The organism is Janthinobacterium sp. LS2A (genome assembly GCF_036543145.1).
GTDB classification, from domain to species: Bacteria; Pseudomonadota; Gammaproteobacteria; order Burkholderiales; family Burkholderiaceae_D; genus Janthinobacterium; species Janthinobacterium aestuarii.
Window position 1 is genome coordinate 12,765 of the sequence record NZ_JAZHPB010000011.1, and the last position, 17,376, is coordinate 30,140.

Below are 17,376 nucleotides of genomic sequence, written 5' to 3' on the forward strand. Positions count from 1 at the left end.
CTTCGAACTGAACCAACAAATCCGCCGTCGTCACGAAGGCGGCCAATCGGCAGGGAGTCTTTAACATCCCTGCTACATCTGGCGGAACTGCTTGGTAAATCCCTCACTAACGGTCAGGCGCTCGGTCCGGCCTTTCAGGATGACCTCCAGCCCAGGGCCGCTGCGCACCCCGGATTCAATGCGTTCAATCCGGTCAATGGCCTGCAGATTGACGACGGCACTGCGGTGGATTTGCGTGAACAACTGCGGGTCCAGTTGATCGAGCAGGGACTTGAGAGGCAACCGAATCAGCGAATCGCCGTTGTTCGTCACCACCCGCGTGTACTTTTCGTTCGACTGGAAGTACAGCACTTCGCTCACCATCACCAGCCGCACCGAATTGCCGCTTGAGGCCTTGATCCACTTGAGGTACACCGGTGCGCTCTCCTGTTCAAAAAGCTGTTCCCACACGGCCGGCGGCGGGCTTGCGGCCGTGCGCGACTTCAAACGACGGATCGTCTGCAGCAGGCGTGAGGTCGTCACCGGCTTGACCAGATAGTCGGACGCGCCGGTATCGAAAGCGGCCAAGGCATAGTCCGCATACGCTGTAACGAACACTACCTGGCACGACTCGGGAATATGGCGCGCCACCTCCATGCCGTTCAGGCCGGGCATCTGTATGTCCAGGAATACGATGTCCGGTTTCAGTACGTCGATGCTTGCCACCGCGTCGATGCCGTTTTCGACCTGGCCGGCGATTTGCAGTTCGGGCCACAAGGCGTACAACTGGTCCACCAGCTCCGCCCTTAGCAAAGGCTCGTCTTCGACGATCAGAGCGCTTGGCATCAGGCGTGGCTCCCGACAATAGGCACCGTCAACACTGCACATACGCCTTGTCCGTCGCCCGGCTCCACAAAAAGGCTAGCCTTCCGTCCATATAGCAGCAGCAAGCGCTCTGTAATATTCGCCAATCCCGTTCCTTGCCCGGATTGTTCGGTCAAGCCGACCCCGTCGTCGACAACAGACACGCTCAGCAGCCCGTCCGTGCTGTCGCTTTCGTGCCTTACGCTGATGGTAATCAGGCCCGGTCGGCTGGCCCGCTCCAAGCCGTGTTTGACGGCGTTCTCCACAAGCGAGATCAGCATCGCCGGCGGGAACGGCAGGCTGCGCAATTCTTCGGCCACTTCGACAGCGTAGCGTAGGCGCGTGCCCATGCGGATGCGCATCACCGCCAGGTAGTCGCTAACAAGATCCATTTCTCGTCCCAAGGTCGAGGACACCGAGCGCATATCGGGCATCGCGTTTTGCAGGTAGCCGACCAGATGGTCGAGCATCTCTTGCGCGGCCCGCTGGTCGGTGCGGATCAGATACTTTAGATTTGCCAGGGTATTGAACAGGAAGTGCGGCTCTACCTGGGCCTGCAAGGCTGAAAGACGTGCCTGCAGAGAGGTGCGTTCCAGCTCGCGCTCACGCCGAGCCGCATTTAGTGCGCTTGCATGGCGCGCGAGGTGCTGTTGCAGTTGGGTAGACACCATCTCGGCAGTCTTTAGCGACTCACCCTGCTGGATCGCGAACCAAGCCAGGCCAGGTCGGCAGCGCAACTCAATGTCGCAGCTGGGGCCCAAATCGGACGATATTCTCACGTCGACATGGCGCCCCAGCACCAACGGGCGCCAGCGACCCAGCACGATCCGGCCCTTGAAAGGGTCGTGAAAAAACGCAGGCGGACCGGAGTAGCCAAGTGCCATGCCGAGCGCCAGCCCCGATAGGGACTCGGTGCACAGGTCAAAGGTGGTGTAGGGATTGAACGGCGCATGGATACGACGCGTAACCATGGAAGCCATCGCCTCGACACTCAGCGCCTTGCCCTCTTCGCTCAGCCGCGCTAGAAAGCTGCGTGCGATCCCATTAGACATCAGCGCGAGCCAGACCATCACCGCCGCCACAACGCCGCTGACAATGTACGGAGTCAGCTTGCGGGTCTCCATTTCGCCCGGCGCGGCCGGGGTGTGGTTCAGCCAGAGCGGAAGCAGCGCGATTGCCAGCGACAGGAACAAGAGTGAACCGGCGTTTAAGCGCAGCGCAGACTGCAGCAAGTAGCGGCGCACAAGGTGGCGGTCGTGCTTGACTTCCGATACGGGAGGCGCGTTGAATGGCAAAAATGGGGGAGAACTCATTAAATTCCTTGTGTTTAACTCGCCCCCATTCTAGCGGCACGGACGCCCGTATTTTCTCCCATGCGACGAACGCCTACAAATCGCGGAGGAAACCGGCGCTGGCGGGATGGACGCCGCCGATAGAGTCGCTGCCGGGCTTAGCGATTTAGAAGGACATATGCATGAACCCAGATGGGTGGAGCGGTGCAACAGGAATAACCGACTCCATTTCAGTGTCCACAGTAGTTCCCGCCAAAAAGTAATGGGAACTACTTTGGCAGACGCTACTTGCCACGACCAGACGGTGCAGGGCCGACGCTTACGATGCATCTTAGTTTTTTTCTATGTGACGCAATAGCGATTCGCATATCAACGTCCGATTCGCCTCACTCATTCCTAACAGTGGCCGCTCCCGGTACTTGTACAGTGGCCCTTTTTTCGACAAACGGTCTTGCTGGCCAAACTGATGCACCCGCGCCACGCGCGCCACCCAGCCAAAGAAGCCGACTTCGATTTGGTCGCCGGTCGTCTTCATTTTCAGGTGCTTGGCGGTGCGAATTTTGGCGAACATCGCCGCCTTTTGCCGCTTGATGCGTCCATTCTTCCCCTTGAATTCCTTGCGCCGCTTGCGCGCGTGGTACGCCGCGCCGTCCGGCCCCTGCTGCGCCTTGATGCGCTGCACCTGGCTGCGGCGCAGGTCGATGGCCACCTTGTGATTGATGGCGCGGCGTTGGGCCGGCTGCAGCTTGGCCAGCAGCGCCCCGGCCCAAGCTTCCAGCGCGTGCAGGTCGTCGCTCATGGTGTCGCCTCGGGCGTGCGCCATTCGGCCAGCAGCGTCTCGCCGTCGTACAGCTTCCAGAACTCGTCCGCATAGGCCGGCATGTGCTGTATCTCGGCCAGGTGCTTGATGTCCAGGCGGCCCGCCTCGCCTGCCTTGACGGCCACGCGCTCGGTCAGGTCCAGCTTGATGGAAATGTCGACCGTTTCATGGTTGTTGAAATCGACCTCGAAGGCAATGCCGTGCTTGCGCGTTTCTTCGTTGGCCATCAGGTCGAGCTGGTGAACTTTCAGCCAGGCGATCAGGGCCACCATGATGGCGTCGGCGTCGCCCGCGTAATCGGTGACGATCAGGTTGAGCTTGAAGCGGTATTCGAAGGAGAGGGAGGCGGTGGCCGACGCCACCACGTTGCCCTCGTCGGCGAAGACCAGCAGGCGGTCGGGATCGCGCTGCAGGTCGGGGATGGCGGCGGCCAGGTGCTGGCGCAGGCTATTCGGCTTGTACATGGTAGGTGTCTCGCACGGTGTTGTAGGCGTCGATGCAGGCGTTCAGTTGGCGGGTGGCGTCGTCGCCGTCGCCGGCAATGGCGTCAAGAGCTGCCGCAGTCGCTGGGTTAAGTTCGGCGCGCGTTTGGTGCCGATGGCCTGCGGCATCGGTGGAATCTGCAATGGCGGCGCACTGGCCGCCGGAGACGGGGATTGACAGGCGCACAGCGCCGCTGCGCAGGTCATCGTTAAAACGGTCACGCTCGGTTTTCGCATGGGTTTGCTCCTGGGTGAGGTGGTCGGCGCGCTGCGCCAGGGTGGTGCCGGCGGCGCGCTCCAGGGTGAGCACGCGGGCGGTGGCCTGGGCGAGTTGCGTGGCGGCGGTGGATGTTTGGATAGCGGCTGCCCGCTGCAGGGCGGCGATGCTGGCATCCTTGCGCCAGCCCTGCGCGGTCCAACCGACCAGGGCGCCACACAGCAGGCAGGCAGCCAGCGGGCGCCAAGTAGTCGTTGTCACATGGCCACCCGTTCCTTGATCCAGCCGTATAGAAAACGGCGCTGGGTCTTGTTGGCCTCGGTGATTTCCAGGTAGCGCGCCGCCTGCAGGCCGTTCAAGGCGCACAGCAGCACGGCGGCGCCATCCTGGCCGCGCCATTTCAGGAAAGCGCCCAGCGCGCCCAGCGACTGCGCGCCCAGGCGGCCGTCGACGAACAGGGCGGGATAGCGCGCGCCCGTGTCATTGAAACCGTTCAGCCAGCGCTGCAGGAACTCGGCCGCGCGGTGCGGCCCCATGTTGACGCCCGTGTCGATCACTTCGGCGCCAATGCCGGCATGGATGGCTAGCACCTGGTCAAACTTCGGTTCCGTGATGTAGCGGGCTGTGTAGATGGCGCACGCCACGGTCATGGGTAGATCGCGTACTGGCCCCATGTAACCGTTGGCGCGCGCCACCGCCACGGTGATGCCGTAATTGGTTTCGCCGCCTTTGTCGGCCGGGTCGTTCACGTAGCCGCCTTCGGCGCGCAGGATGGCGTCGATGACGCGCGCGATCAGCGGGTTGTCGGTGGTTGCCATCAGTGTTCCTTCGCGTCTTTGACCAGCTCGGCGATGTCCTTGTCGCTGCGGCGCTGGAACCACAGGGCCACGGCGCGCGATACCCACCAGCCGGGCGCGCCCACGATCAGATCGATGGCGGAGGCGTTGACCATGGCGCCGATGGCGGGGAGCTGGGCGCACAGCAGCTGGTAGACGGTGCCGCCCAGCAGGCACGAGAACACGCCCGCGCATGCCAGCCGGGCGACGAATTCGCCCTTGTTGAAGGTGCCGTCGGCGTTCAGCGGCGGCAGCACGATGTACAGCATGGCCGCGCCGACCATGCCCAGCGCCGCCTTGAAGCCGTACAGTTTGACCAGGGTGGCGAAACCACCAAACGATTCTGCGGACATTGCTTGATTCTCCGGTGAGAGGGTAGATAGATTTTTCATGAGGGTAAAAAGGTGGATTGCTGCGTTAATCCCATAGCTGCACAAGATCGGCTGCAGCCACCTGGCCCGTGCTGGGCGCCGGCTCGGGCAGGGTGACGACTAGGCCGGCAGGCAGCACGGCGCCATGGCGCGCCAGCGCGGGGTTCATTTCCAGGGTGTGCTCGACGTATCGAGCGCCGTCGCCCAGGTAGCGCCACACCAGGGCGTCTACCGTGTCGTGCTGCTGCGTGCGCACCTGCATCAGATTAATTCCACAGTCAGGTGCGTGCGCCCGACGATATCGGCGATGGCCCATTGCGCATTGCGCCGCTGCGCACCTGGCGCCTCGTCCAGCCACTCCATGCTTTTCCTGTCGCTGACGGACGTGGCCGTGCTGTCGTAGTCGCGGTAACGCTCGATCAGGTCGGCTTTCGCCGTGCTGTAGACGGCGCGCCGGTACTGCGCCAGCAAGCGCGATTCGCGGTTGATGCGCGCGGCTGGCACGTCCACCAGGGCGGCGATACCGGCAGCGGCCTGCTTGCCCTGCCAGTCGGCCAGCTCTCGGTTGACCTGCAGGATGGCATCGACCACGGCTTGCACCAGGCGCGCGTCGGTGACGGTGCCATCCAGGCGCATGGCGTCGCGCATATCGGTGAGCAGGATGTCGGGAAACCAGCCGTCGTTCTCGACGACGCCAGGGGCAGGCGCTGGCGGCGCAGTGGCGGTGCCAGGCGGGATTGACGGGGGCAGGGCCATGAAGGACATACGGGGCGCTTTCAATAATGGGGCGGTGGACGGGGTTCATCAGGTCAAAGGTTTGGCCAGAATCCCCCCGTGCCGCCGTGCTGCGGGGGATGCTCTTTACGTGGAACCGGCCGCGCGCTTGATGCGCCGCTCCAGCCGTTCCATATCTTTCTTGACGCCGCACGACTCGGACAGGGCGCGGGCGCGCTTCAGCTGGGCCATGGCGTTTTCCGCTTGCGCCACCATCGCCGGGGCGATGTCCGTGTCGTTGGCCTGATCGAGCACGGCGATCAGGGCCAGGCCGATGGCCTTGTGCAGCTTGGCGCGCGCCTGGTCCGGGGCGTCGCTGGCGGCCGTCAACTGTTCGACGGTGCCCAGCACCTGCGCCGCGTGCTGCGGATCAGCGGCCAGCTTGCCGTGCAGGTAGCCTTCGGCAAACTCATCCAGCATCAGGGTGGCGATGTCGCGGCTGTAGGTGTCGGGCAGGGTGAACTTGTGTTCCAAGGCGTAGGCGGCCATGACCAGGGCGCGGTCGTATTCGCCCGTGTCGATGTGCCACACCAGCAGGGTGGCGAAGACGTCATCCTGCGCACCCTTGCCGCCGGCCAGCACGCCGTCGATCCACTGCGCGTAATCCGGCAATAAGGTGGCCTTGACCTCGATCTTGCGTTCCACGGACTGGATGGATTTCAGGCGCCGGCGGTCATCGGACAGCTTGTAGAGCATCAAATCGTAAGCCGTGCCGGTGGTGACGCCCTGCGGCGCGGCGGCGCCGGCCGTGCGCTCGGCCAGCATGCGCGCGCGGTGGCGCAGGGCGGGGGACTGGTTGGCCATTATTTGTCTTTCAGCTCGATGTTTTCCACCAGCGCGGCCAGGCCCAGGTCTTCGATCACGTAGGCGTCATTCGACGACTCGTAGTTCTCGATGCGGTCGCGCTTGGGCACGTCCTCGACGCGGCGGCGGCGCGCGCCTTCCTGGAAGTAGATCGACAGATTGTCGAAACGGGTAATCAGGATGGCGTTATCGGGGAAGAAGGGCACGCGCGCGGCCGGCAAGCCGCCGATGCGTTTCTGGCTGATGATGATGTCAGCCGCCAGGGTTTCCGTGGGCGCCTGTTTGGTGTTGACCAATGGAAAATACTTGTCGTTCAACAGCTTGCGCCCGACGATGGCCACCAGGTTGGTGTCTTCCTGATACCACGGGTCCAGCAGGTTGACGGCGTCCGTCACGGCTGCGTCCAGGTTGGCGTAATCCGCATCGGCCACGTCACCGATGACGACCTTGCCCGGCATGCCAGCGGCCACCAGGCCCAGCACGCGCTCGGGCGCCAGATCGCGCAGGTGCTGCAGCCAGCCTTTATTCACGTCCTGCAGCAGCGGATTGGCGTCCAGATCGGTGTCAGCCATGACCTTTACGCCATTGAAGCCGATGACGATGCGATCTAACGCCTGGCGCGTCAGGATGGCATTGGCCACGCGCGACTGGAAGTCGGGGAATTTGGCCCAGGCGTCCAGCTTGGCATAGTTCAAATGCGTGTCGAAATTGGTTTGCTCGCAGCGGTATTTAGTGCCGTCCAGGGTGGACAGGTCGCGCGTCTTGCGTTCCTTGTCCTTGGTGTTGGTGCGGCCGGCAATCGGGCCGGACACGCCCAGGCCCAGCTTTTCGCCTTCCTGCTCGGTCACGCCGATGATGTTCACTTTCGACAGGAACTCGCTCGATTCCTGCATCTTCGTTTCCAGCTTTTGCTGCACGCTGGGCGTGACGCTGAAGGTCTTGGCCACGTTGTCCGTGTCGTTCAGTTGGCCCAGGCGGGTTTCATATTGGCCAAATACCTGGCGCGTTTGCTTTTTCATATATCGGTGCTCCGTTGTTGAATGGGGTGTGAGTGATGGCGTGGGCGCTTAAAACTCGGTCTGCACGGCGCCGTCGTTGCCGGTGGCGGCAGGGCGGCGCGGGCCGTTGCCGGGCGCTTCGTCCATCTGCGCCTTGAAGGCGGCCAGTTCGTCCTGCGTGGCTTTCAAGGCTGTTTCGGCTTTCTCCAGGCGCGTCACGGCATCGGCGTAGTTGTCGTTGGCGGTGACGACGTGGCCGGCCAGCGCCTGCACGGCTTCGCTGATGTCGGCGAACTGCGCGGCGTCGCTGCCGGATTTGTTTGAGAAGCGCGACAGCAGGTTCTTGACGGCGTCGGCCAGCTTGGTGCCCTGCGGCTCGTCAAATTCCAGCGTCACCTCGACGGCCGAGGTAAACAGGTTGGCACTTTGCTGCTTGCGGCCAGCGGAGAATTTCAGCGCTTCGGTGCCCAGGCTGGCAGGGCTGTCCGTGACGCCCAGGCCGACCAGGTAGGGCTGCGACGAGTCGGCAAAGTCGGGCTGAATTTCCAGGCTTGTGTACAGCTTCTGTTTCGCCTTGTTGATGGCCACCAGCTCGGGCGTGGGTTCGATCTGCGCGAACAGGGCCAGTTTCTTGCCGTTGTCCGTGTCCACCTCTTCGGCTTTCACCGCGATCACGTCGCCGTAGGCTTTGAACTGGCTGTCGGGCAGGATGCCGCGAATGTGCTCCAGCCAGATGCGCGCGCCGTAGGTTTTCGGGTTGTAGGTGGCGGCGAGCTGCTCGATGGTGGCGCGGTCGATGTTGCGGCCGTCCGTGGTGGCGCCTTCGGTGGCGACGCGGAAGAATTGGGATTTAGGCATGGTGGCGTGTCTCGGTTGATCGGATAACGCCATGGTCAACGTCTTGGCGCCGCGATTCAATGCGGTGCGGGTTGCTATGGGCCATAGCGACTTTTGCCTTTCCCCGCTCCGCGCGCGCGCGGCCTACGCTGGCGGCATGCTGACAATCGAGAAAACTAGCGAACAAACGGCCGACGAGAAAATCGCCGAACTGGCCGTGCCCGAATCCGAGCCGCGCCGCGCCGCGCGCGCCCTGTACTGGAAGGGCTGGCGCATTTCGTCCATCGCCCGCCACCTGGGACTCAAGCGCAGCACCATCAATAGCTGGAAGCTGCGCGACGAATGGGACAAGGCGCAGGCCATCGAGCACGTCGAGGCGTCGGCCGAGCTGCGCCTGGTGAAACTGATCGAAAAAGAGGTCAAGAGCGGCAGCGATTACAAGGAAATCGATTTACTCGCCCGCACCATCGTGCAGATGGCGCGCGTGCGCCGCTATGAGCAGCCGGGTGGCAACGAGGTCGATCTCAACCCCAAACTGGCGAACCGTAATGCCGGGCCGAAGAAGAAGCCGACGCGCAACGACTTCAGCGAAGAACAGAAAATCCAGCTGCTCGACGCCTTCCAGGACTCGCTCTTCGACTATCAAAAGGTCTGGTATCGCAACGGCGACCAGCGCACGCGCGCCATTTTGAAATCGCGCCAGATCGGCGCCACCTGGTATTTCGCCCGCGAGGCGCTTGCCGACGCCATGCAGACGGGGCGCAATCAAATTTTCCTGTCCGCCTCAAAAAGCCAGGCGCACGTCTTCAAGCAATACATCGTGCAATTCGCGCGCGAGGCGGCCGGCATCGAGCTGACGGGCGACCCCATCGTGCTGCCGAACGGCGCGCACCTGTATTTCCTGGGCACCAATGCGCGCACGGCGCAGGGCTACCACGGCAATTTCTACTTCGATGAATTCTTCTGGACGCAGAATTTCCAGGAGTTGAACAAGGTGGCCTCGGGCATGGCCATCCACAAGAAGTGGCGCAAGACCTATTTTTCCACGCCATCCTCGACCACGCACCAGGCCTATCCGTTCTGGACGGGTGAGCTGTTCAACAAACGCCGCGCCAAGGCTGACCAGGTGAATATCGATGTGAGCCATGGCCGCCTGTCGTCGGGTTTTACGGGCGAGGACAAGATCTGGCGCCAGATCGTCACCATCCTGGACGCCGAGCGCGGCGGCTGCAACCTGTTCGACATCGACGAACTGCGCAACTTCGAATACAGCCCCGACCAGTTCGACAATCTGCTGATGTGCAACTTTATCGACGACTCGGCCTCGGTCTTTCCGCTGGCCGAGCTGCAGCGCTGCATGGTCGATTCCTGGGTGGAGTGGGACGACTACAAGCCGTTGCTGGGCCTGCGCCCGTTCGGCAACCGGCCCGTGTGGATCGGCTACGACCCGGCCTTGAACGGCGACAGCGCCGGCTGCGTGGTGCTGGCGCCGCCCATGACGGCCGGCGGCAAGTTCCGCATCCTGGAGCGCCACCAGTGGCGCGGGCAGAGTTTCGAAGACCACGCCGACGCCATCCGCCAGATGACCCAGCGCTACAACGTCGAGTACATCGGCATCGACACGACCGGCATGGGCATTGGCGTGCTGCCCATCGTGCGTGGCTTCTTCCCGGCCGTCACGGCCCTGAATTACTCGCCCGAAGTCAAAACCCGCATGGTGCTGAAAGCCAAAAACATCATCAGCAAGGGGCGGCTGGAGTTTGACGCCGGCTGGACGGACATTGCGCAATCGTTCATGGCCATCCACAAGACCCTGACCCCCAGCGGGCGGCACGTGACGTATGTCGCCGGCCGCAGCGATGAAACCGGCCACGCCGATCTGGCGTGGGCCTGCATGCATGCCCTCGATCACGAGCCATTCGAAGGTACCACCGACAACCACCACTCTTTCATGGAGATTTATTCTTGAGCAAAGCACGACACATGCGCGCGCGCGGCCAGCAGGCCGAGGGCGCGCCATCAACAGCGGCCACGGCGCCGGCCGCCGCCGGCATCGAGGCTTTTTCCTTCGGCGACCCGACGCCCGTGCTCGAGCACGCCGACATTCTCGATTGCTTCGAATGCTGGAAGAACGGCCACTGGTATGAGCCGCCCGTCAACCTGGCCGGCCTGGCCAAGTCGTTCAACGCGGGCGTGCACCACAGCAGCGCCATCCACTTCAAGGCCAACGTGCTAGCGTCCACCCTGATTCCCAGCAAGTACCTGTCGCGCGACGCGTTCAAGCGCATGGCGCTCGACTTCCTGACGTTCGGCAATGCCTACCTGGAAGACCGGCCCAGCCGCAGCGGCAAGGCGCTGGCATACCAGCACGCCCTGGCCAAGTACATGCGGCGCGGCGTCGATCTGGACACGTATTTTTTCGTCAACGGCTACCAGGCCGTGCACCAGTTCGACAAGGGCCGCGTGTTTCACCTGATGGAGCCGGACGTGAATCAGGAGCTGTACGGCGTGCCGCAGTACCTGAGCGCGCTGCAGTCGGCCTGGCTCAATGAGGCGGCCACCTTGTTCCGCCGTAAGTACTACAAGAACGGCTCGCATGCGGGCTTCGTGTTCTACATGACGGACGCCGCCGCCAACACCCAGGACGTGGACAACCTGCGCCAGGCCATGCGCGACAGTAAAGGGCCGGGCAACTTCCGCAATCTGTTCATGTACGCGCCGAACGGCAAGAAGGACGGCATCCAGATTCTGCCGGTATCGGACGTCGCTGCGAAGGACGAGTTTTTCAACATCAAGAGCGTCACGCGCGACGACCAGCTGGCCGCGCACCGCGTGCCGCCGCAGCTCATGGGCATCCTGCCGAACAATGCCGGCGGCTTCGGCGCCGTGGAGCCGGCCGCGCGTGTCTTCGCGCGCAATGAGCTGGTGCCGCTGCAGGCGCAGTTCGAAGCGATCAACGAGTGGGCCGGCGTGGAAGTGGTGAGGTTTGCCCCGTATGACCTGGCGACAGGCGGGGAGGGCGCGCAATGAGCGACCATATCGACAACACGGACAAGATCATCTTCGCCGAAGTTGCGCGCGGCCTGGCCGCCGTGCGTCGCCGGCCGGGCCTGATGGCGCATGGCTGCTGCCACTACTGCGACGAGCCGCTGGCGCCCGCGCTGCTGTTCTGCGATGTGGATTGCCGCGACGACTACGACAAGGAGCAGGCGGCGATGATCCGCGCCGGCCGCCCAGGATGACCGCCACGCCGCGATAGCCGACAGGGTGGGGCCGCGACAGCCCAGCCGCGCCAGAGCGCCCCAGCCACCGTACAAGCCGCCCACGAGGCGGCTTTTTCACGTCCCGACGATTGATGTTGCTCTTGGAGTAAGAAAAAGGCCCGTTTCGGCCCGGCGCGCGCAGTTGTCCCCCCTCCACACCTGCCCGCTATATAGGGCTCTTTTGACTCAAATTTGCGCCATGGCCGAAGGCGCATGAGGACTGGCGCGGCGGGGCGAAGAGGGGGCGTGCGTTTTGACGCATTTTGACGCACTTTGAGAGGTTTTCGTCTGACTTGTATGCTTCCCCGTGGGAAGGAAGAATTTTCGCACTGATGGGGCTGTATAGCAGCCTCACGAGTCATGTCTATGTGATACTGAACATACTAGAAACTGACGTTAAAGAGTCGTTTGAGACTCCTTCGGCCAGGAAGTGGATTTGCCATCTTGTGGCACAAGTGCAACCACTCCGCCTGTTTCTATGAGCTGACATGCTAACGCAGAAGCTTCGATCCGTGCCGCACGCTCTGACTTAAATACGCTTGGCGTTGGGATTTCAATAATAGGGGAATACTGTATTCCTGAATGAGCGGTAAGGAGAACCATACCTTGATACATGCCGTTCACTTTCTTGTAGGTGACTATCTGGTATTCATAGTCACCATGTTGCAATTTTTGGTCATTTCCCATTGATGCCTCAGTCAAGAAAGATGTTAGGTATTCAATTTCGAATTTACATTTTAGAGCATTTTTAGAAATTGAAAAGCACAGTATAGTCAGCAACTAATGTGCGTTTTGATCCAGTGGAAACCAATGACATTATTTCATTTTATGCATGTTTTTCTGAAAGTTATGTATAATTCCCATCAAGCAATCTTAACTTCAGTCCTCGCCCCTGACTGTTCAAAATTTCAGCCGCCTTGAACTTGCCGGCTCAATATGTGTCCCTACATGTGGATGCATTTCATGAACGGCAGGTGCTGTATGGCAAACCAACTTTCCCCCTTGCGAATCATGATTGTTGATGACAATCGTGATGCCGCCGATCTTGTCGCGGAATTTCTTGTGATGTGTGGTCATGAGGCTGTCCCCGTATATGGCGGGGCCGAGGCACTGCAGACGGCCGATAGCTTTGTCCCTGATGTGGTCTTCCTTGATTTGGGAATGCCTGGCGTGAACGGCTTGGAGGTTGCCTCCACCCTCCGGCAGGCGTCTCGCTTCCAGCACATCAAAATGATTGCCCTCACTGCCTGGAGTGATAACGCCACTCGGATGCAGACTAAGGCCGTGGGCTTCGATCATCATTTGGTCAAGCCGGCAGACTTGGGCGACATACTCGGCCTGTTGAGTGTCGGCGCCTGAGTGTCGGAATCGTATGGCCTGGTATCAACGAATTGACTCTTTGCTCACTAAATGGTTTAAACATTTCTACATTAGCCGTTCTCAGGGCATTCAGTATGTATGGGCAGCGTTTGCCCGCTCCAGTCGAAAGAGCTGCCGGCTGGACTGTCAAAACGGTGCTGGGCGATTATCTTGTCATTACAAAACATTGTGACCTGATAAGGCTGCCGGTTGAGAAATTCGTAGCCGACTAGTTCTCGAAACGCGGCCTTTGCGACGCTTTCGTCACCTGTCTTGGTCTTGGCCCATTCATAAATGTGCTTGTCTGCAACGGATAAGTAGACTTCATACATTTTGCAAGCTCACAGAGTCGTCAGAACTTAGATCCCTCTTGCTGCGCAAAGTTCCATGAAGTCTGGTGTCACAGCGGCAAACGTGTCAGTTGCATGGTCTCAGAGTGGAAAAAAACCTCAATCGCCTGACTTACGACCAGTTCATGCGCGTAGGCGGATGCTTCAATTTCAGCAGCTCTAATCGACCTGAAAGCGCTGGGTGTGCTGATCGTCACAGATTGATCCAGCAAAGCACATGGCACACCAATTTTCATAAACACGATGACTCCTCGATGTAGTTCATTCGTGCAGTGTTCTGTTGTTAAATAGTATTCATACTCACCCATACAATGCATATGCGAGAACTGCATGAGATTTTCCTTCTTAAGAAGACCGCCCCCAGTATGTTCTGACGAGCTTGCAAGAAGTCGGAAATACCCGATAGTATTGATATAGATCAATAGCTTTGTATGCCATAAGGCTATGTCTCGACCGGAGCATGCCGGCGATTTACGTTAACATTGTAGTATCGGCTCGTCATTTAGTTGTTGAATTTGCATTTTTTACCGGGTTTCCAGGAGGTAAGAATGAATTCAGATATCCTTGTCTCTGACGGACATTCGGAACAGTTTGACCAAGAGCGTGAGTTTTATAACTTGCTTGGCCTTGAGTTGGGTGACCTGATTGCAGCTAACGTTGCAAGTGTTGACTTGGTTGAGGTTCAAAGCCGATTACTTTTGATTGGTAGCAAATTTCAAAGAGAAAATGCACCTGCGCACATCGGCGCCATGCTGACAGTTGTGTTGAGGGTCATCTTGGAGCGTCAGCGAATGAATTTACTTCACCGCACCGATGATATCGGATAGCAAAGGCGAACGTTATTTCTTGTACGCGTTGTGCTGAGGGCACGGGTACGTAAAGACTTTTATGTACCGATGATCGTGTGTAGCTAGATTGGTAGTCGTGGTTCTAATCAGCTTTTCAACTGATCCAGCTTCCATAGACCCAACGCATCAGTCCGTGAGCCGGTATCTGACTTTCTTGACATCATCCATCGTGTGACCTATAAAGTAATAATAGCTCGTGCGTAATACTATGTTAAAGCTCCAAAGTCCCCAACTTTGGGGCTTTTTTTTATTTTCTGTATTGGTGTTGGACGTAAATCCAGCAAATTGGAAACCAATTTGGTCGATCTGAACAAAAAAGACGCCGCAGCGTCTTTTTGGAGGAGCACTCAAGATTGTTTCCGACGCCGTGCCAGGAAGCCCAGTATGCCCAGGCCAGCCAAGAGCATGCCATAGGTTTCCGGTTCAGGAACAGGAGCCAGGTTCAGGTTGAAGACGCCGCCATAGCTGCCGCCCTTGGTATTCCCCATCACGGTCAAGACCAGCGGGCCATTGAACAGGATGCTCGTTGGTGCGAGTATCTCACCTTGGGCATAGCCAAAGACGGTGGGGCCGCCAAAGCCGGTCAGTCCAATGCCGTTCAGGTCGGCGCTGGTGAATTGGATGGAGGAACTGTCCGAACCCGTGACGGACAGGTTGGCCAGGAAGGCTTGCGCGGTGGAACCGAAGGTCGCGTTCGGTGTGAACGTGAAGGTATCGGTGAAGTCGCCGAGCGGGCTGGGCACGGCGCTGAAGCCGCTGGTCCACAGATTGCCGGTGGTGTTAACGAGGTTGACGGTGTAGGCGGTAGCGTTGGCGCTACCGATGGAAGCAGCGCTCAGTACTGCCACTGCGATGAGTGACTTTAGTTTCATCTTGATCTCCCCTGAAAAGCGATTAATGTTTCAAAAAACCATGTTGCGATGACAAATTATCACTAATACTAACAGTTATCAATGTTATATTTTTATATCGCTACTTTCACTTAGATAGCCCGTTTCTACTATACGGGCATAAATTTCGAATGATTGCTAAAATAAAAACACATATTATTAATATTGCACAAAAAAAGAATATTTTTTTGTACTGAAAATACTGTTGCATAGGTACCTAATTGCTATTTGGAAAGAAATTATGCAATGGCATGCCGTTTCGGTTTATTGCATGCTAGATTGCGAAATGTTGATTAATGTATATCAGTCTCTTTCCGAGTCGGCGGTTGGGGAGATTATTACTGATGGTTCTTCATCCGCCTTGGTACGGAAGTAGTGGGTGCCTGATGATGCCCAGTCAGCCAGCCGCTGTAATTGATCGATCAGCACGGTGACCTGGCAGCCGGCGGCCACGCCGCCGTAGTTGAGCTGCAGCATGTCGCCCCGGTGATGATGGTTGGTGCAGGTATACAAGACTTCTTGTAGCGATCTTTATGCGTAGGTAGTATGGTAGGTACGGTTGGAGTATGGTGTCTTGAAAGCTGCATAAAACCTAGATATTCGCATTACACCGCTTCCGCCAAGAAATAAAAAACCGCCCGAAGGCGGTTTCTTTATTTCTTGGCGGAAGCGAGCAGGGCGCCTGCGCGCCCTGCGTGTGAGATTCGAAGGGCTGGGCCTACCGGCCCAGCCCGCCCCGAATCCTCCACCTGCTGCCGCTGCGCGGCAGCCCCGCGCGCCGCAGGCGCGCGTTCGTGGTTCCAATCAGCTTTTCGGCTGCGCCAGCTTTCACAGCGCCCAATGCATTAGTCTGTGTCTGAAAGCCGGACTAGCTCAAACTGACCGAGAACTGACACCGGCCCGCAAACACTTAAACCACAGCAGCACTAAATGACTCGGGTCGCCGCGCAAGCAGATGAGACAGTCGTTGCAGACCCGCCTGCAAGCGTCCACGGTCCTTGATGCTGCCCAAAGAGATCCGGATGGCATTCACGGATCCGCTGCCAGTGGCGAATGCCTCCGCCGGCGTGACTGCGATGCCGTAGCTGGCGGCTGCATGCGCAAGCTGTGAGGAATTCCAATATGCCGGCAACTCGAGCCATACATGCAGGCCGTCTCCAGCGCCGCTGTAGCGTCCCGCCAGAATATCGCGGGCCATCCGGTGGCGCAGGCGCGCCTCCTTGCGTACGCCTGCCAGCAATCCGTCAGCCGAACCGTCGAGTATCCACTGCGTGGCCAGTGCGGCCGTCAAAGGAGCGACCATCAGTGCAAATGATCTGAGGGCGACCAGGAAGCGTTCGCGTTCCTCCAGGTCGCGTATCAGCACGAAGGCGACACGCAAGCCGGGCGTCAGGCATTTCGACAGGGTGGAGATGTAGAGCACCTGTTCCGGGGCAAACGTGGCGACAGGTGGCGGCGGGGCATCGGCAAGCAGCCAGTAGGGATCGTCTTCGACGATGCGTACATTGCAGCGCAGTGCGATGCTGGCGAGCTCCTTGCGCCGGCGTTCCGGCATGGTAATGGCGGTCGGATTCTGTAATGTCGGATTGAGGTAGACCAGCCGGGGCTTGTGCTGGCTGCATGCTTGCTCAAGCATCTTGGGCAGCATCCCGTGCTTGTCCGCTTCCACGGCAATGACGTGCCGGCCGAATTGGGTCGCTGCGGCACGCAAGCCGGGATAACTCGTCGGTTCTGCCAGGATGACATCGCCAGGTTCCGTCAGCGCAAGGATCAGTGCGGCGATCGCCGCTTGCGCACCGGGACACACGACAACCTGTCGAGAATCCAGATGTCCAAACATCGGTGCCAGCCATTTGGCGCCAGCCTGACGGTCGGAGTCACTTCCTCCGCCCAAGTGGTAAGTCATCAGTAACTCATTGTCTGCTCGCATCAATACTTGCGACAAACCTTGTTTCAGCATGTCGTCGAAGGCCACGCCATCGGGCGGTGGTGGGGTATTCATGGAGAGATCGAGGATAGCGGTCAATTCGACTTTCGGCGCTGCGACATACGTGCCGCGGGCGCCGCGGCCCTCCAGCAAGTTACGTCGCCTGGCTTCGTCGTAGGCGCGCGTGATCGTCGTCAGATCGACGTCCAGCTGTGCTGCCAGGTGGCGCTGCGGAGGCAGACGGTCGCCCGGTGTCAACGATCCATCTGCCACCGCCGCCTGCAAGGCGTCGGCAATCTGCAAAAAACGTGGCCCCCCGTGCGTCAGTAATCGCGGCAACCAGGTAGTCAAATGCTCATCTTGTATGGTTTTCAACTGGGACATTTTGTCTTAATGTATGGAGATTGTTTTAAGGTAGTATGCATCATAACGTGCAGCAACACCAATCTTGCATGGCAGTCGCTG

23 protein-coding genes are annotated in these 17,376 nt (G+C 59.5%); 5 read left to right on the plus strand and 18 right to left on the minus strand.

Annotation, left to right across the window (positions count from 1 at the left end; all coding sequences use genetic code 11):
• Positions 1-72 precede the first annotated feature (72 nt).
• The 12 genes from V3C40_RS24765 to V3C40_RS24820 all read right to left on the minus strand — a co-directional run bounded on the left by V3C40_RS24765 (position 73) and on the right by V3C40_RS24820 (position 8,295).
• Complete coding sequence (locus V3C40_RS24765) at positions 73-825, minus strand: LytR/AlgR family response regulator transcription factor (RefSeq protein WP_070300942.1); 753 nt, start codon at positions 823-825, stop codon at positions 73-75.
• A complete protein-coding gene (locus tag V3C40_RS24770) occupies positions 825-2,156 on the minus strand; it encodes a sensor histidine kinase (RefSeq protein ID WP_070300940.1) in 1,332 nt (443 codons plus the stop codon). The genes V3C40_RS24765 and V3C40_RS24770 overlap by 1 nt, the downstream gene beginning before the upstream one ends.
• 310 nt (positions 2,157-2,466) lie before the next feature.
• A complete protein-coding gene (locus tag V3C40_RS24775) occupies positions 2,467-2,934 on the minus strand; it encodes a phage virion morphogenesis protein (protein WP_331778789.1) in 468 nt (155 codons plus the stop codon).
• Positions 2,931-3,419 (minus strand): phage tail protein, encoded by a 489-nt coding sequence (locus V3C40_RS24780; RefSeq protein WP_070301026.1) that lies wholly within the window; start codon positions 3,417-3,419, stop codon positions 2,931-2,933. Before V3C40_RS24780 ends, V3C40_RS24775 begins: the two co-directional genes overlap by 4 nt.
• A complete protein-coding gene (locus tag V3C40_RS24785) occupies positions 3,403-3,915 on the minus strand; it encodes a lysis system i-spanin subunit Rz (RefSeq protein WP_083292458.1) in 513 nt (170 codons plus the stop codon). The genes V3C40_RS24780 and V3C40_RS24785 overlap by 17 nt, the downstream gene beginning before the upstream one ends.
• On the minus strand, positions 3,912-4,472 hold the full coding sequence (locus V3C40_RS24790) for a glycoside hydrolase family 108 protein (RefSeq protein ID WP_070301024.1): 561 nt from the start codon (positions 4,470-4,472) through the stop codon (positions 3,912-3,914). The genes V3C40_RS24785 and V3C40_RS24790 overlap by 4 nt, the downstream gene beginning before the upstream one ends.
• Positions 4,472-4,843, minus strand: a complete 372-nt coding sequence (locus tag V3C40_RS24795) for a hypothetical protein (RefSeq protein ID WP_070224671.1) — start codon at positions 4,841-4,843, stop codon at positions 4,472-4,474. Before V3C40_RS24795 ends, V3C40_RS24790 begins: the two co-directional genes overlap by 1 nt.
• Positions 4,844-4,907: 64 nt before the next feature.
• Positions 4,908-5,123 carry a tail protein X gene (locus tag V3C40_RS24800; RefSeq protein ID WP_070301022.1) on the minus strand — a complete coding sequence of 72 codons (216 nt, stop codon included), beginning with the start codon at positions 5,121-5,123 and terminating at the stop codon, positions 4,908-4,910.
• Positions 5,123-5,626: a head completion/stabilization protein gene (locus tag V3C40_RS24805; RefSeq protein ID WP_070301020.1), complete on the minus strand. Its 504-nt coding sequence runs from the start codon at positions 5,624-5,626 to the stop codon at positions 5,123-5,125. The genes V3C40_RS24800 and V3C40_RS24805 overlap by 1 nt, the downstream gene beginning before the upstream one ends.
• A gap of 96 nt (positions 5,627-5,722) precedes the next feature.
• On the minus strand, positions 5,723-6,439 hold the full coding sequence (gene gpM / locus V3C40_RS24810) for a phage terminase small subunit (RefSeq protein WP_070301018.1): 717 nt from the start codon (positions 6,437-6,439) through the stop codon (positions 5,723-5,725).
• Positions 6,439-7,458 (minus strand): phage major capsid protein, P2 family, encoded by a 1,020-nt coding sequence (locus V3C40_RS24815; protein ID WP_331778790.1) that lies wholly within the window; start codon positions 7,456-7,458, stop codon positions 6,439-6,441. Before V3C40_RS24815 ends, gpM begins: the two co-directional genes overlap by 1 nt.
• Positions 7,459-7,506: 48 nt before the next feature.
• Entirely contained in the window at positions 7,507-8,295 is a 789-nt protein-coding gene (locus V3C40_RS24820) for a GPO family capsid scaffolding protein (RefSeq protein ID WP_331778791.1), read from the minus strand.
• Positions 8,296-8,431: 136 nt separating this feature from the next.
• Here V3C40_RS24820 and V3C40_RS24825 point away from each other — a divergent pair, with 136 nt between their 5' ends.
• Genes V3C40_RS24825 through V3C40_RS24835 form a run of 3 tightly spaced genes read left to right on the plus strand, consistent with a single transcriptional unit; the run spans position 8,432 to position 11,516 of the window.
• Positions 8,432-10,243, plus strand: a complete 1,812-nt coding sequence (locus V3C40_RS24825; protein ID WP_331778792.1) for a terminase ATPase subunit family protein — start codon at positions 8,432-8,434, stop codon at positions 10,241-10,243.
• Positions 10,240-11,304: a phage portal protein gene (locus V3C40_RS24830; RefSeq protein WP_423221824.1), complete on the plus strand. Its 1,065-nt coding sequence runs from the start codon at positions 10,240-10,242 to the stop codon at positions 11,302-11,304. The genes V3C40_RS24825 and V3C40_RS24830 overlap by 4 nt, the downstream gene beginning before the upstream one ends.
• Positions 11,301-11,516 (plus strand): hypothetical protein, encoded by a 216-nt coding sequence (locus tag V3C40_RS24835; RefSeq protein ID WP_070304146.1) that lies wholly within the window; start codon positions 11,301-11,303, stop codon positions 11,514-11,516. The genes V3C40_RS24830 and V3C40_RS24835 overlap by 4 nt, the downstream gene beginning before the upstream one ends.
• Before the next feature lie 417 nt (positions 11,517-11,933).
• Here the strand turns inward: V3C40_RS24835 and V3C40_RS24840 are convergent, their stop codons facing one another.
• A complete protein-coding gene (locus tag V3C40_RS24840) occupies positions 11,934-12,224 on the minus strand; it encodes a hypothetical protein (RefSeq protein WP_139143447.1) in 291 nt (96 codons plus the stop codon).
• Between the two features lie 294 nt (positions 12,225-12,518).
• Here V3C40_RS24840 and V3C40_RS24845 point away from each other — a divergent pair, with 294 nt between their 5' ends.
• Positions 12,519-12,896: a response regulator gene (locus V3C40_RS24845; protein ID WP_070304166.1), complete on the plus strand. Its 378-nt coding sequence runs from the start codon at positions 12,519-12,521 to the stop codon at positions 12,894-12,896.
• 71 nt (positions 12,897-12,967) lie between these two features.
• On the opposite strand, the gene V3C40_RS24850 is transcribed toward V3C40_RS24845, so the two are convergent.
• Both V3C40_RS24850 and V3C40_RS24855 read right to left on the minus strand, forming a co-directional pair.
• Positions 12,968-13,228, minus strand: coding sequence for a hypothetical protein (locus V3C40_RS24850; protein WP_070304145.1), 261 nt, complete (start codon positions 13,226-13,228; stop codon positions 12,968-12,970).
• Between the two features lie 68 nt (positions 13,229-13,296).
• On the minus strand, positions 13,297-13,578 hold the full coding sequence (locus V3C40_RS24855; RefSeq protein ID WP_070304144.1) for a hypothetical protein: 282 nt from the start codon (positions 13,576-13,578) through the stop codon (positions 13,297-13,299).
• Between the two features lie 216 nt (positions 13,579-13,794).
• On the opposite strand from V3C40_RS24855, the gene V3C40_RS24860 reads away from it, so the two are divergent.
• Positions 13,795-14,073 carry a hypothetical protein gene (locus V3C40_RS24860; RefSeq protein ID WP_070304143.1) on the plus strand — a complete coding sequence of 93 codons (279 nt, stop codon included), beginning with the start codon at positions 13,795-13,797 and terminating at the stop codon, positions 14,071-14,073.
• A 368-nt stretch (positions 14,074-14,441) separates the two neighbouring features.
• Here V3C40_RS24860 and V3C40_RS24865 read toward each other — a convergent pair whose 3' ends face one another.
• The 3 genes from V3C40_RS24865 to V3C40_RS24875 form a co-directional block, all read right to left on the minus strand.
• Positions 14,442-14,966 carry an FxDxF family PEP-CTERM protein gene (locus V3C40_RS24865; protein ID WP_070304142.1) on the minus strand — a complete coding sequence of 175 codons (525 nt, stop codon included), beginning with the start codon at positions 14,964-14,966 and terminating at the stop codon, positions 14,442-14,444.
• Between the two features lie 321 nt (positions 14,967-15,287).
• Entirely contained in the window at positions 15,288-15,497 is a 210-nt protein-coding gene (locus tag V3C40_RS24870; RefSeq protein WP_139143446.1) for a hypothetical protein, read from the minus strand.
• Positions 15,498-15,894: 397 nt separating this feature from the next.
• Positions 15,895-17,295 carry an aminotransferase-like domain-containing protein gene (locus V3C40_RS24875; protein ID WP_331778793.1) on the minus strand — a complete coding sequence of 467 codons (1,401 nt, stop codon included), beginning with the start codon at positions 17,293-17,295 and terminating at the stop codon, positions 15,895-15,897.
• Positions 17,296-17,376: the final 81 nt, after the last annotated feature.

Bases quoted from the DNA above. Each gene is read 5' to 3' on its own strand.
- V3C40_RS24765 (WP_070300942.1), bottom strand. From the start codon at position 825: ATGCCAAGCGCTCTGATCGTCGAAGACGAGCCTTTGCTAAGGGCGGAG.
- V3C40_RS24770 (WP_070300940.1), bottom strand. From the start codon at position 2,156: ATGAGTTCTCCCCCATTTTTGCCATTCAACGCGCCTCCCGTATCGGAA.
- V3C40_RS24775 (WP_331778789.1), bottom strand. From the start codon at position 2,934: ATGAGCGACGACCTGCACGCGCTGGAAGCTTGGGCCGGGGCGCTGCTG.
- V3C40_RS24780 (WP_070301026.1), bottom strand. From the start codon at position 3,419: ATGTACAAGCCGAATAGCCTGCGCCAGCACCTGGCCGCCGCCATCCCC.
- V3C40_RS24790 (WP_070301024.1), bottom strand. From the start codon at position 4,472: ATGGCAACCACCGACAACCCGCTGATCGCGCGCGTCATCGACGCCATC.
- V3C40_RS24795 (WP_070224671.1), bottom strand. From the start codon at position 4,843: ATGTCCGCAGAATCGTTTGGTGGTTTCGCCACCCTGGTCAAACTGTAC.
- V3C40_RS24800 (WP_070301022.1), bottom strand. From the start codon at position 5,123: ATGCAGGTGCGCACGCAGCAGCACGACACGGTAGACGCCCTGGTGTGG.
- V3C40_RS24805 (WP_070301020.1), bottom strand. From the start codon at position 5,626: ATGTCCTTCATGGCCCTGCCCCCGTCAATCCCGCCTGGCACCGCCACT.
- gpM (WP_070301018.1), bottom strand. From the start codon at position 6,439: ATGGCCAACCAGTCCCCCGCCCTGCGCCACCGCGCGCGCATGCTGGCC.
- V3C40_RS24815 (WP_331778790.1), bottom strand. From the start codon at position 7,458: ATGAAAAAGCAAACGCGCCAGGTATTTGGCCAATATGAAACCCGCCTG.
- V3C40_RS24820 (WP_331778791.1), bottom strand. From the start codon at position 8,295: ATGCCTAAATCCCAATTCTTCCGCGTCGCCACCGAAGGCGCCACCACG.
- V3C40_RS24825 (WP_331778792.1), top strand. From the start codon at position 8,432: ATGCTGACAATCGAGAAAACTAGCGAACAAACGGCCGACGAGAAAATC.
- V3C40_RS24835 (WP_070304146.1), top strand. From the start codon at position 11,301: ATGAGCGACCATATCGACAACACGGACAAGATCATCTTCGCCGAAGTT.
- V3C40_RS24840 (WP_139143447.1), bottom strand. From the start codon at position 12,224: ATGGGAAATGACCAAAAATTGCAACATGGTGACTATGAATACCAGATA.
- V3C40_RS24845 (WP_070304166.1), top strand. From the start codon at position 12,519: ATGGCAAACCAACTTTCCCCCTTGCGAATCATGATTGTTGATGACAAT.
- V3C40_RS24850 (WP_070304145.1), bottom strand. From the start codon at position 13,228: ATGTATGAAGTCTACTTATCCGTTGCAGACAAGCACATTTATGAATGG.
- V3C40_RS24855 (WP_070304144.1), bottom strand. From the start codon at position 13,578: ATGCAGTTCTCGCATATGCATTGTATGGGTGAGTATGAATACTATTTA.
- V3C40_RS24860 (WP_070304143.1), top strand. From the start codon at position 13,795: ATGAATTCAGATATCCTTGTCTCTGACGGACATTCGGAACAGTTTGAC.
- V3C40_RS24865 (WP_070304142.1), bottom strand. From the start codon at position 14,966: ATGAAACTAAAGTCACTCATCGCAGTGGCAGTACTGAGCGCTGCTTCC.
- V3C40_RS24875 (WP_331778793.1), bottom strand. From the start codon at position 17,295: ATGTCCCAGTTGAAAACCATACAAGATGAGCATTTGACTACCTGGTTG.